The following is a 12,655-nucleotide window of genomic DNA, read 5'->3' as shown; positions in this document are numbered from 1 at the left end:
CTACAAATGAAATTAAATAATTTTCCTACTTTTTTGTTTTATGATTATGAAACTTTTGGAATTAATCCATGTTTAGATAAACCGGCTCAATTTGCATGTATTAGAACAGATATAAATTTAAATATTATTGATGTTCCACAATCTTTTTATTGTTATCCATCAGACGATTATCTACCAGATCCTAATTCTATTTTAATTACTCATATTACTCCACAATATACTAAGAAACATGGTTTAAATGAATGCAATTTTTCTAAAAAAATATATGATATTGTAATGCAATCTAATACATGTATGTTAGGTTATAATAACATACATTTTGATGATGAAATTACTCGAAATATATTTTATCGAAATTTTTTTGATCCTTATCAATGGAGTTGGAAGAATAATAATACTCGATGGGATATATTAAAACTATTACGAGCATGTTATGCTTTAAGACCTAATGGTATTAAATGGCCTAAAAATAAATTAGGATTAATTAGTTTTAAATTATCAGAATTAACTAGAGAAAATAATATTATTCATTTAAATGCTCATGATGCCATATCAGATGTATATGCTACTATTGCAATGGCACAATTAGTTAAAAAAAATCAACCAAAATTATTTAATTTTTTTTTAAGACATCGTACTAAAAAAAAATTATATGAATTAATTAATATTAAAGAACTAATACCTGTAGTTTATATTTCTTCTTGTTTTGGAGCAATTCGTAAAAATATTAGTTGTATTATGCCTATTGCATGGCATACCAATAATATAAATATATTAATTGCTATTGATTTATTTTCAGATATAAAAGAGTTAATTCATCTTGTTACTATAACAACGTGTATATCGCAAAATATTATTAGTAATCTATTTAAATTTGGTGTAAAATTATTATATTTTAATCGTTGTCCAATGTTGGCACCTATTCAAACATTACGTCAAGAAGATTTTGACCGATTACAATTAAATTATGATGATTATAAAAAAAATATTTATTTATTAAAAAAAAATTATTATATTTTTAAAAAAATTCAATTTTTTTTATCTAAAAAAAATATTTTTCAATTATCTTCAAATGTTGATACTCAATTATATGATGCTTTTTTTGATGTTTATGATCAAAATTTAATTAAAAAAATAAGAAATACTAATATGATTGATTTAAATAGTATTTCTTTTCATTTTCATGATTCTCGTTTAAAAGAAATTTTTTTTCGATATCGTGCACGTAATTTTTTTGAATTATTGACTCAGAAAGAGAAAATAATGTGGTTAGAACATTGTCGTCGATTATTTAGCAATGATTATATTGATCAATATAAAAATAAAATAGATTTTTTATATAAAAAGTACTCTAGTAATAATAAGATAATATTTTTATTAAATAAAATATTAAATTATTTTTTATCTATTATTAAAAAATATTCTTAATATATTTTAAAATGATATTTTTTTTATCATATTAAAATTATATTTTTTTAAATAGAAAAATAATTTTTTTAATTTTTCATTTTTTTTAGAATATAAAAATATATTATTTTTTATTATATTATTATAATTTTTTAATTTAAAAATATGATTAATTTGATGTATAAAACAGTTATTTGAATCAATAAAAATAGTATTTTTATTAAAAATTATTTTTATTTCTTTTTTTAAAAAAGAAAAATGAGTGCATCCTAATACTATTGTATCAGGTTTTACTGGTAATATCATCCATGGTTGAAATATTTTTTTAATTTGTGTTATTGAAATATATTCTCCTCTTATTTTTTGTTCAGATATATTTGCTAATTTATTAGTAGATATTATGTGAATATTGCAAATTTGAGAATATTTTGAAATTATTTTTTTAGTATTTATATTATTAATTGTAGCACTTGTTGCTATTAATCCAATAATATAATTATTTGTTATTGTAGCTGCTAGAGGTATATTGGGAAATATACCTATTATAGGAATATTGATCGTTTTTTTTAAAGTAGATAATGCTACTGTACTTAATGTATTACACGCGATTAAGATCAAATGAATTGTATATTTTTGATTTATTTTTTTAACTATTTTTATACTTCTTTGAATAAGAAATAATTCTGTTTTATTTCCATAAGGAAATGCTTGATTGTCTAACATATAGATATATCTTATTTTTGGTAAATATTTTTTAATATTATCTAATATAGAAAACCCACCAATACCAGAATCTAATAATAATATTGTATAAAATTTATTATTTAATTGATTAATTAACATAATTATAAATTTTTAAAATATTTATTGTTGTTTAAATAAAAATAATTTCATTTCTTCTTCTATTTTTTTTCGATCTTTAAAATTAAACATATTAAGTTTATTTTCATTAATAAACATAGTTTGATAAGAAATCCATTTTTTCCATGCATCTTTAGAAATATTTTTATAAATTTTTTCTCCTAATTTACCTGGATAAGATTGAAAATCTTGTCCTTCAGATTTTTTTTGCAAAAATTGACAAAAAATAATACGATTCATAATGATTTATCCTCTATTTTATAATTTAATTTTTTAATAATTTTTTGAACTGGTGTAGGTAAACCGATTTTTTGAGGTTTATTTAAATTATACCAAATTCCTGTATTTTTATAAAAAATATTTTTATTATTTTTTAGAATAATTATAATAGAATGAATATGAAGCTGAAAATGAGTAAATAAATGAAAAAATGGTTTTATTTGTTTATATTTTTCTGTTTTTATAATATTATTTTTTTTTAACCATTCTAAAGCCATAATTTTTGTATCAAAATTTGGAAAACAAAATAAATTTTTCCAAATATTTTTTTGTGTATTAATTTCTAACCATAATTTATGATTATATTTTATAATAATAAACCAAGATTTTTTTATTTTATTAATTATATGATTTTTTTTATAAATATATTTTTTCCAATTTTTTTCTTTAAATGCAATACAAGAAATATTCAATGGACAAATATTACATTGTGGTAATACAGATTTACATATTAAAGCACCAATATCCATCATTCCTTGATTGAATTTATTAGTATTGTATAAAGGAGTAATTAATTCTATAATTTTCCATAGTTTTTTTTCTGATATCATATTAATTGTTATATTTTTGATACCATAGTATCGTATTATGATTCTTTTAACATTTCCATCTAAAATAGGAAAAAAATAATTTAATGTTAATGATAAAATAGCACCTGCAGTAGTTCTACCTATTCCTGGTAGTTTAATAATTTGTGAAAATTGTTCAGGAAACTTTGTTTCATATTGATTTTTAATAATTTGCGCTGATTTATATATATTATTTGCTCTAGAATAATATCCTAATCCACTCCATAAGAATAATATTTCATTTAATGAACCAGTACTTAAAATTTTTATATTGGGAAATTTTTTTATAAATTTATTAAAATATGGAATTACTGTTTTAACCGATGTTTGTTGTAGCATAATTTCTGATATCCATACTTTATATAATGTTTTCTTTTTTTGCCATGGAAGATTTTTTCTACCATGGTAATGATACCAATTTAAAATTAATTGTGAAAAAGAATATATTGTCATTATAATAGAGACTCTTTTATTTTTTAAATAAAAACGTTAATATAGATATATTTTACTTTATCATTGATATGTTATTAAATATGAAAAATAATATTTTAACACCGCAATATAATGAAAATGGTAATTTTTTACGTCAAATTCGTAGCTTTGTTTGTCGTAAAGGTCGTATTACTATTTCTCAATCTAGATCAATTAAAAATTATTGGCATTTATTTGGTATTGATTTTCATCCGATATTTTTAAATTTTAATTCTATATTTAATAATAATTTTCCAATTATATTAGAAATAGGATTTGGTACAGGAAAATCTTTAGTAGATACAGCTATTAATTATCCTAAAAAAAATTTTTTAGGTATTGAAGTATATAAATCAGGTATAGGTTCTTGTTTAAGTTATGCTTTTTTTAAAAAAGTTACTAATTTAAAAATTATTTATTATGATGCTATTGAAGTTTTAAATAAGATGATCATGAATAATACACTTCATATGATTCAAATATTTTTTCCTGATCCTTGGCATAAAAAACGTCATCATAAACGAAGAATTATACAAGATATTTTTTTAAAAATAGTATTAAAAAAAATAAAAGTAGGAGGTTTTTTACATATTTCGACTGATTCAGAATCATATGCTTATATGATATTAGATATTATACGGAAAATCCCAAGTTATAGAAATTTATCAGAAGAAAATAATTTTATTGTACGTCCTGATTCTCGTCCTATTACTAAATTTGAAAAAAAAGCACATTTTTTGGGTAATCAAATATTTGATTTAATGTTTATAACTACAAATGAATAAAAAATTACTTTAATGTAAAAAAATTTCAAGAAGTGAATTAAGAAACATTTTTCCTTTTTGTGTTGTTTTCCAATACTTAGGATTATTAATTAAATATCCGTTTTGTATTGCTATGTCAATATATTTTTCTATATTTTCTGATTTTATAAAGGTTTTTTCTTGAAAATGTTTTTTAAATATTGGATTATATAATCTAAAAGTATTCATAAAATATTCAAGTACAATATCTTTATCATTTATTTTCTTAATAGAGTTAAGATAATTTCCACTTAAAAAATCATATGGATTTTTATTTTTGACTATTCTGATAATTTTTCCGTTTTTTTGTGTTATTTTTCCATGCGCTCCACAACCGATTCCTATATAATCTCCAAAATTCCAATAGTTTAAATTATGTTTACATAAAAAATTAGATTGAGAATAAGACGATATTTCATATTTTTTATAACCTGATTGTATCAGTAATTTTTCGCCTTTTTTAAGTATTGTAAGGATAATATTTTCGTCAGGAGTATTAATTTTTTTTGCATAAAATACTGTATTTGGTTCAATCATAAGTTGATACCAAGATATATGTGATGGTTGATAATTAATAATATTTTGTAAATCTAATAATGCTTCTTTTACAGATTGTTTTGGTAAACCATACATGATATCTATATTAGTATTTTTAAATATTTTTTTAGCTATTGTAATAGTATTTATTGCTTCTTTATTAGTATATGTTCGACCTATGTTTATCAGATGTTTAGAATTTAAACTTTGTATACCTAAAGATATTCGATTAATTCCAGAATGTTTATAATATATAAAATCTTTTAATTCCACTGTATTAGGATTAACTTCTATACTAATTTCTAAAGGATAAGAAATATTTATTCTTTTTTTTATACCTTTAATAAGTTTATGTATAGATTCATTTTTAAATAAACTTGGTGTTCCTCCTCCTATAAAAATTGTATTTATTTTTCTATCATGAATAAATTTAATATCATTTTCTAAATCTTGCAATAAATGTTTAATATACATTTCTTCTGGAATATTATTTTTTTGAATATAAGTATTAAAATCGCAATATTCACATTTTTTTAAACACCAGGGTATGTGTACATATATACTCATAGGATTGAATTTATACATAATATTTTACCTGTATAAGAAAAATATTGTATTTATTATTTAATTTTTAAAAATGGCATATCCAATTCTGATCATATTGCTATGAGCAATTAATGATTCTTCTATATCTAAGCTTGTACCTAATGATAAAGTATCAACAGAATGATATTTTTTTTTGAGTTTATAAAAAATATTATTTATTTCTTGGTAATCTATATTTTTTTCTATGATGTTTTTTGTTATTGAAGGAAGAGCCATAATACCTCGAAAACAAAGATTAGGCATAGATATAATACAATCAGCAAGTTCATAACACTCTTCTTCTGAATAAATACCATTTTTATGATTTTCTTTAGAAATATTTATTTGTATTAGTACATTCATGGGTGGTAAATGAATAGGTCGATATTGATTTAACAAAATAGCTATTTTTTTTCGATCAATTGATTGACACCAGGAAAAATTTTTTGCAACTAATTTAACTTTATTAGATTGCAATTTTCCAATAAAATGCCAAATAATTTTTTTATATTTTTTTAATTTTGTAATTTTATCTATACTTTCTTGAATATAATTTTCTCCGAATTCATATTGACCTGATTTAATGGCATTTTCAATATTTTGAATTTTTTGATTTTTACTAACAGCTATAATTTTAATTTTTTTAGATAAAATTTTATTTTTTATAATAATATTTTTAATTTTTTTTTTATATAATTTATGTTTTGATTTATTTTATTCATATTTTTAAATGAAAATATTTTAGGTAAGTAATTTTTTTAAATTTATTGATTTAACCAACTTTCTAATATAATAACAGCAGCAAAAGAATCAATATTCTTTTTTTGTAGAGCTCTAAATCCGCCATTGTAAAAAATGATAGATTTAGCTTCTACCGTAGTTAAACGTTCATCATGTAATTCTACACTGATGTTAAATTTTTGTTTTAATTTATTGGCAAATATTTCTGTTTTTTGTGTTATTGGTTGTTTTGTTCCATCAATATTTAAAGGAAGTCCTACAATGAGTATTTTGGGTTGCCAATATTGTATTAAATTTTTTATAATTATCCAATTAGGAGATCCATTTTTCGCATGTAATTTATCTAAAGCCCTAGCTTTTTTAATTATTTTTTCTCCTACAGAAACTCCAATTTTTTTAATTCCAAAATCAAATCCTAATGCTATCATAGTATTTTTTTCTTAAATTTTTTTCTATGTAATCTATTAACATACCAGTAATGGAAATATTTTGTTCTGATTCAATTTCACAAATACCTGTTGGACTGGTAATATTTATTTCTGTGAGTTTACTTCCTATAATATCTAATCCAACAAAAATTAATCCATTTTTTTTTAAAATAGGAGATAAAAAATTTGCTATTTTAAAATCTGTTTCATTTAATTTTTGTATTTTTGGAATACCGCCAACTGCTAAATTTGCTCTTGTTTCACCACTTTTAGGAATTCTATTAAGACACCAAGGAATTGGATTTCCATTTACAATTAAAATTCTTTTATCACCATATTTTATATCTTTTAAATATTTTTGCACCATACAAAATTTTTTTTCACAATGGGTCATATTTTCTGCAATGACTGAAAAGTTGGTATCATTTTCTGTAATTCTAAAAATATTATTTCCTCCCATAGAATGTAATGGTTTTAAAATAATATCTCGGTGTTTTTTCCAAAAATTTTTTATTTTTATAATATTTCTAGTTACTAAAGTATCAGGTGTAAATCTAGGAAAATCCGATATAAATATTTTTTCATTATAATTACGTAAACTTTGTGGTTTATTTAATACTAATACACCATTTTTTTCTGCATTTTCTAAAATGTAAGTGGAATAGATAAATTCAGTGTTGAATGGAGGATCTTTTCGCATAAGAATAGCGTCAAGAGTGTTTAATGGTATATCTTGTTCATTAATAAATTCAAACCATTTGTTTTTATTTTTTTTTATTTTAATTAATCGCATGATGGCATAAGATTTGCCATTGTTTAAATAAAGATCATTTAATTCCATATAATAAATGATATGACCTCTGTTTTGTGCTTCTAATAATATTGCAAAGCTTGAGTCTTTTTTAATATTAATGGATAAAATAGGATCCATTACTATTCCAATTTTTAAACTTATTTTTTTATGCATATTGTAAATACAAATATTCAATTATATTATGATTAATATTTATTTATTATTCAAAAATAATTCTCTTTAGTCAACTAAAATAATATCTATACTAAATAGATTTACTAATATTTAAATACATATTATTAATTATTCATAATATTACATTATGTTTCAATCATATTGAGAACCAGAATAATTATCAAATCTAGACCAATGTCCATTAAAAGTTAAACGCACAGTTCCAATAGGACCATTTCTTTGTTTACCAATAATAATTTCTGCAATTCCTTTAAAATCGCTATTTTCATGATAAATTTCATCGCGGTATATAAACATTATTAAATCAGCATCTTGTTCTAATGATCCTGATTCTCTTAAATCTGAATTAACTGGTCTTTTATCTGATCTTTGTTCTAAAGATCTATTGAGTTGTGATAGTGCGATAACAGGTACTTGTAGTTCTTTTGCAAGTGATTTTAAAGTTCTAGAAATTTCTGCAATTTCTAGTGTTCTATTATCTGCTAGAGATGGTACTCTCATTAATTGTAAATAATCAACCATAATTAAAGTTAATCCATTATTTTCTCGATAAATACGCCGCGCTCTAGAACGTACTTCACTTGGAGTAAGAGCTGAGGAATCATCAATATAAATATTTTTCTTTTTCAATAATATATTAATCGTACCAGACATACGAGACCAGTCTTCATCATTAAGCTTTCCAGTTCTTATACATGATTGATTCACTCGAGATAAAGAAGCAAGCATACGCATCATAATTTGTTCTCCAGGCATTTCTAAGCTAAATATTAAAACAGGTTTATCATAAATCAGTGCAGCATTTTCACATAAATTCATAGCAAAAGTTGTTTTACCCATAGATGGTCTAGCAGCAATAATGATTAGTTCAGATGGTTGTAATCCTGATGTTTTTTTATTTAAATCTTGATATCCTGTATTAATACCTGTTACTCCATCATGTGGAGATAAGAATAGTTTTTCGATGCTAGCTACAGTTTGATCAAGTATTTGTTCTATATTTTTTGGACCTGAATCTTTTTTAAATCTTTTTTCTGCAATTTTAAATACACTAGATTCTGCATAATCAAGTAATTCTTCACTTTTTCGACCTTTGGTATTATATCCAGCATTAGCTATTTTATTTGCAACTAATATCATTTCTCTAACTATTGCGCGTTCTCTTACTATATCGGCATATGCGATAATATTAGCTGTACTAGGAATATTTTTTGATAATTCTGCTAAATAGGCAAATCTTCCTACACTATCTAATTGTCCTTTTTGTTCTAAAGATTCGGATAATGTAATTAAATCAATAGGATATCCGAGATCTAATAATTTTTTCATCTCTTGAAATATTAAACGATGAGGCTTACTAAAAAAATCATCAGCTACAACATGTTCTGAAACTATATCCCATTGTTCATTATCTAACATAAGTCCACCTAGAACAGATTGTTCAGCTTCTAAAGAATGAGGTGGAATTTTTAATTTATTAATTTGATGTAAATATAATTTATTTTTAGCCATATTTATTGCATATACCAGTATTGATAACATGATTTTAAAATCATATTGTAATATTTTAATAGTATATTATGTACAAAATATGTATTTAATATATATATATTAAAACAATTTTATTAATATTAATGAAAATATTATTTTAAATAATATAAAATAGATATTAATTTTAATGTTTGATTAATTTCTTTTGTAATATTATCTTTTTTTGTTAATTCATGTAGTTTTTTTTTCCATATTGAAGATCCAGGCAGTTGATAAAAAGCTCCTGATAAATGTCTAAAAATTTTTTTATTAAATTTTTTATTTAATATTTTTTCTTCAATATACGGAAGCATATTTTTAATAGATTGAATAATATTACAATTATTATCTTGACAACTAAATATATCTTTATCAACTTGACTTAAAAGATTAGGATTTTTATAAATTGCACGTCCAAGCATTACTCCATCAACATAAGATAAATGTTTTTTTGCTTCTTTGATTGATTTAATTCCTCCATTAATAATAATTTTTAAATGTGGAAAATCATTTTTAATTTGATAAATAAAATTATATTTTAATTTTGGTAAATTTCGATTTTGTTCTGGATTTATTCCTAATAGCCATGCTGTACGGGCGTGAATAATAAAAATTTTACAATCAGTATTTTGGGATATTTCTTTTACAAAATTGCTTAAAAAAAAATAATTATGATTATCAATTCCAATTCTTGTTTTGATGCTAACAGGTAATAAAACATATTTGCTTATTTCATTGATACATTTTATTACAACTGATATTTTATTCATTAAACAGATACCATAACCTGCATTTTGCATATTTATAGAAGGGCATCCAATATTTAAATTAATTTCATTATACCCCATAGTTTCTGCAATTTGAGCACATTTTGCTAAATCTATTGGAATATTTCCTGCTAATTGTATTGCAATAGGATTTTCAATTGGAGAGTTATATATTAATTTTTCAGATTTATTATTAATAATAGAACTTGCACAAATCATTTCAGTATATAAAAGAGCTTTTTTTGTCATTTGACGATAAAAAAAACGACAGTCTTTATCTGTATAATTTAGCATGGGTGCAATGGAAAAACGGTAGTTTGGTATATTTTTCAGTGTATTCATATATTAAAATATTTCTCTTAGAAATTTATAGAATATAAATATAAAATATTTTCTATAAAATATGTTAAAAAATATGAAATTATAATATTATAAGAATAATAATAAATATGTTTAAAATACGATTGTTAAAATATTTTATTATTTATTAAATATAAATATTTTTGTATCTGAATATATTTATTTAAAAAATAAATTTTAGATCTAAACATATTAAAGTTTGTAAAAATGGAGTTTGTAATTATGGCAAGTCGAGGAGTTAACAAAGTTATTTTAATTGGGCATTTAGGTCAAGATCCTGAAGTTCGTTATATGCCTAATGGTAATGCTGTAGTAAATATGACTTTAGCAACATCAGATAATTGGAAAGATAAAAATACTGGAGAAAATAAAGAAAAAACAGAATGGCATCGAATTGTTTTATTTGGAAAATTAGCGGAAATTGCTGGTGAATATTTAAAAAAAGGATCTCAAGTATATATTGAAGGTTCTTTACAAACTAGAAAATGGCAAGATCAAAATGGTTTAGAAAGATATACTACTGAAATTATCGTTAATATTGGTGGTACTATGCAAATGCTTGGCAATCGAAATACTAATTCCTCTTCTACATCCATGAATGATAATTATATTAAAAAATTAAAATCTAAACAATTAGCAAAAAATAATATATCAAAAAATATAGAAAAAAATCATGATGAAAAAGTTTCTTTAAATTCTTCTGAAATTGATTTTGATGATGAAATTCCATTTTAAAATTATGTGTTTATATTTAAAATTTTTAGCCCCAATAATTTTGGGGCTATTATGAAAAAATAATATTATGTAGTCACTTTTTTAATAAAATTAAATATTGTGGAAATAAATTGTTTTTTATGTGAAAGAAATGGTATATGAACTGCATTTTTTATTATTACAGAATAACTATTAGGTAAGTTGTGATTTAGTATTGTAGTTATTTTTTTAGGAACTAAAGTGTCAAGAGAACCATATATACGAAGAGATGGAGTTTTTAAAAATATCATTTCTTCGCGTAAATCTGTTGTACATAATATATCTAATCCATTTTTTAATGCATGTGATTTAGGGTTCGGTGCGGATAATAATATATTTTTTAATTTATGTAATTCATTAACATTATAAGATAAATTAATATTTTGAAAAGATAAAAAATTAATAATAGTATTATGATAATTTATAATTAAATTATTATAAAAATTTTGTAGTATTTCTTTTTTAATTCCAGGCCAATTTTTTTTTTTAAAAAACAAGGAGAAGAAGAAATTGTAATAATTGCTAAAATATAGTTTGGATATTTTAAAGCTAATTGATTAACAATTAATCCACCAATTGACCATCCTAACCAAATAGCATTTTTAGGAAGATAAAAATGTAATAAGTATATTATTTCATTTAGTGACATAGATTTTAAATGTAAATTTTTTCCAAATCCTGGTAAATCAATTATATATAATTTAAAATGTATATCTAATTCTTTAATAATACAATTCCATATTCTAGAATCTATTCCCCATCCATGTAAAAATACTAAGTTAATTTTTCCATTTCCTATAATATTCCAATGAAATATTTTCATATTTTTTATTTTTGTAATAATAAAATTTTATTTAATGATTTTATAAAGTATTATCTTATACTTGTATTTGTTCTTATATATCAGTAAAATTATTTATTCATTTTATTGATATTATATAAATAAATTATTATGATTACTATTTCTCCTAGTGCACAAAATTATTTTGTATCTCTTCTTTTAAAAGAACCAAAAGGTACACAAATACGTGTATTTATTTTAAATCCGGGAACGCCTTATGCAGAATGCGGTGTTGCATATTGTTTAGAAAATGAAATTGAAAAATCAGATGTTAAATTTAAATATGATAACTTTTATATTTATGTAAACAAATTAATTGTACCATATTTAAAAAATGCTGAAATTGATCTTATTATTGATAAATTAGGTTCTCAATTAACTTTAAAAGCTCCTTATTCTAAAACGAACTTTTTTAAAAAACAATCATCATTGGAATCAGATATTGAAGAGTTTTTAAATACAGACATTAATCCTCATTTATTATCTCATAAAGGCCGTGTTCATTTATTAAAGATTGTTAAAGAAAAAATTGCTATTATAAAATTTAGTGGTGGTTGTAATGGTTGTTCTATGATTGCAGTAACTTTAAAGAATACAATTGAAAAAAAATTATTGTCTCGTTTTCCTCAATTAAAAGAAATTCGTGATGAAACAGATCATTTACACGGTGTGCATTCATTTTATTAATTTTTCTATATTTAATAATTTTTTACAATATGCTCTTTTAGGTTATTA

At 21.8% G+C, this 12,655-nt stretch carries 15 protein-coding genes; 4 read left to right on the top strand and 11 right to left on the bottom strand.

The features are described from left to right. Window positions 1-6: 6 nt before the first annotated feature. Window positions 7-1,428: an exodeoxyribonuclease I gene (gene sbcB / locus ACOI1G_RS00785; RefSeq protein ID WP_422667438.1), complete on the top strand. Its 1,422-nt coding sequence runs from the start codon at window positions 7-9 to the stop codon at window positions 1,426-1,428. Window positions 1,429-1,434: 6 nt separating this feature from the next. On the opposite strand, the gene murI is transcribed toward sbcB, so the two are convergent. Genes murI through mutY form a run of 3 tightly spaced genes read right to left on the bottom strand, consistent with a single transcriptional unit; the run spans window position 1,435 to window position 3,569 of the window. Continuing rightward, window positions 1,435-2,250 (bottom strand): glutamate racemase, encoded by an 816-nt coding sequence (murI, locus tag ACOI1G_RS00780; protein WP_422667437.1) that lies wholly within the window; start codon window positions 2,248-2,250, stop codon window positions 1,435-1,437. 21 nt (window positions 2,251-2,271) lie between these two features. Beyond that, on the bottom strand, window positions 2,272-2,508 hold the full coding sequence (locus tag ACOI1G_RS00775; protein ID WP_422667436.1) for an oxidative damage protection protein: 237 nt from the start codon (window positions 2,506-2,508) through the stop codon (window positions 2,272-2,274). Beyond that, window positions 2,505-3,569: an A/G-specific adenine glycosylase gene (gene mutY / locus ACOI1G_RS00770; RefSeq protein ID WP_422667435.1), complete on the bottom strand. Its 1,065-nt coding sequence runs from the start codon at window positions 3,567-3,569 to the stop codon at window positions 2,505-2,507. Before mutY ends, ACOI1G_RS00775 begins: the two co-directional genes overlap by 4 nt. A gap of 80 nt (window positions 3,570-3,649) precedes the next feature. Here mutY and trmB point away from each other — a divergent pair, with 80 nt between their 5' ends. Further along, window positions 3,650-4,372: a tRNA (guanosine(46)-N7)-methyltransferase TrmB gene (trmB, locus tag ACOI1G_RS00765; protein ID WP_422667434.1), complete on the top strand. Its 723-nt coding sequence runs from the start codon at window positions 3,650-3,652 to the stop codon at window positions 4,370-4,372. A 9-nt stretch (window positions 4,373-4,381) separates the two neighbouring features. Here the strand turns inward: trmB and hemW are convergent, their stop codons facing one another. The 6 genes from hemW to dusA all read right to left on the bottom strand — a co-directional run bounded on the left by hemW (window position 4,382) and on the right by dusA (window position 10,308). Beyond that, complete coding sequence (hemW, locus tag ACOI1G_RS00760; RefSeq protein ID WP_422667433.1) at window positions 4,382-5,512, bottom strand: radical SAM family heme chaperone HemW; 1,131 nt, start codon at window positions 5,510-5,512, stop codon at window positions 4,382-4,384. Between the two features lie 39 nt (window positions 5,513-5,551). Next, entirely contained in the window at window positions 5,552-6,151 is a 600-nt protein-coding gene (locus ACOI1G_RS00755; RefSeq protein ID WP_422667574.1) for a YggS family pyridoxal phosphate-dependent enzyme, read from the bottom strand. 125 nt (window positions 6,152-6,276) lie between these two features. Continuing rightward, window positions 6,277-6,681, bottom strand: coding sequence for a Holliday junction resolvase RuvX (gene ruvX, locus ACOI1G_RS00750; protein WP_422667432.1), 405 nt, complete (start codon window positions 6,679-6,681; stop codon window positions 6,277-6,279). Then, window positions 6,662-7,648 (bottom strand): glutathione synthase, encoded by a 987-nt coding sequence (gshB, locus tag ACOI1G_RS00745; RefSeq protein WP_422667431.1) that lies wholly within the window; start codon window positions 7,646-7,648, stop codon window positions 6,662-6,664. The genes ruvX and gshB overlap by 20 nt, the downstream gene beginning before the upstream one ends. A 153-nt stretch (window positions 7,649-7,801) precedes the next feature. Further along, window positions 7,802-9,181 (bottom strand): replicative DNA helicase, encoded by a 1,380-nt coding sequence (gene dnaB, locus ACOI1G_RS00740; protein ID WP_422667430.1) that lies wholly within the window; start codon window positions 9,179-9,181, stop codon window positions 7,802-7,804. A 131-nt stretch (window positions 9,182-9,312) separates the two neighbouring features. Beyond that, window positions 9,313-10,308, bottom strand: coding sequence for a tRNA dihydrouridine(20/20a) synthase DusA (gene dusA / locus ACOI1G_RS00735; RefSeq protein ID WP_422667429.1), 996 nt, complete (start codon window positions 10,306-10,308; stop codon window positions 9,313-9,315). Window positions 10,309-10,548: 240 nt separating this feature from the next. Here dusA and ssb point away from each other — a divergent pair, with 240 nt between their 5' ends. Next, on the top strand, window positions 10,549-11,061 hold the full coding sequence (gene ssb / locus ACOI1G_RS00730) for a single-stranded DNA-binding protein (protein WP_422667573.1): 513 nt from the start codon (window positions 10,549-10,551) through the stop codon (window positions 11,059-11,061). A gap of 65 nt (window positions 11,062-11,126) precedes the next feature. On the opposite strand, the gene ACOI1G_RS00725 is transcribed toward ssb, so the two are convergent. Then, window positions 11,127-11,576, bottom strand: coding sequence for a hypothetical protein (locus ACOI1G_RS00725; RefSeq protein ID WP_422667428.1), 450 nt, complete (start codon window positions 11,574-11,576; stop codon window positions 11,127-11,129). Then, window positions 11,507-11,902 (bottom strand): alpha/beta fold hydrolase, encoded by a 396-nt coding sequence (locus tag ACOI1G_RS00720; RefSeq protein WP_422667427.1) that lies wholly within the window; start codon window positions 11,900-11,902, stop codon window positions 11,507-11,509. Before ACOI1G_RS00720 ends, ACOI1G_RS00725 begins: the two co-directional genes overlap by 70 nt. Window positions 11,903-12,031: 129 nt before the next feature. Between ACOI1G_RS00720 and ACOI1G_RS00715 the strand changes: the two genes are divergently transcribed. Then, window positions 12,032-12,607: an NfuA family Fe-S biogenesis protein gene (locus ACOI1G_RS00715; RefSeq protein ID WP_422667426.1), complete on the top strand. Its 576-nt coding sequence runs from the start codon at window positions 12,032-12,034 to the stop codon at window positions 12,605-12,607. Window positions 12,608-12,655: the final 48 nt, after the last annotated feature.

This window comes from Buchnera aphidicola (Pterocomma populeum), from assembly GCF_049314985.1.
Lineage (GTDB): Bacteria > Pseudomonadota > Gammaproteobacteria > Enterobacterales > Enterobacteriaceae > Buchnera > Buchnera aphidicola_BQ.
The sequence above is the reverse complement of the archived record's forward strand: the minus strand, read 5'-3'. Positions and strand labels throughout refer to the sequence as shown.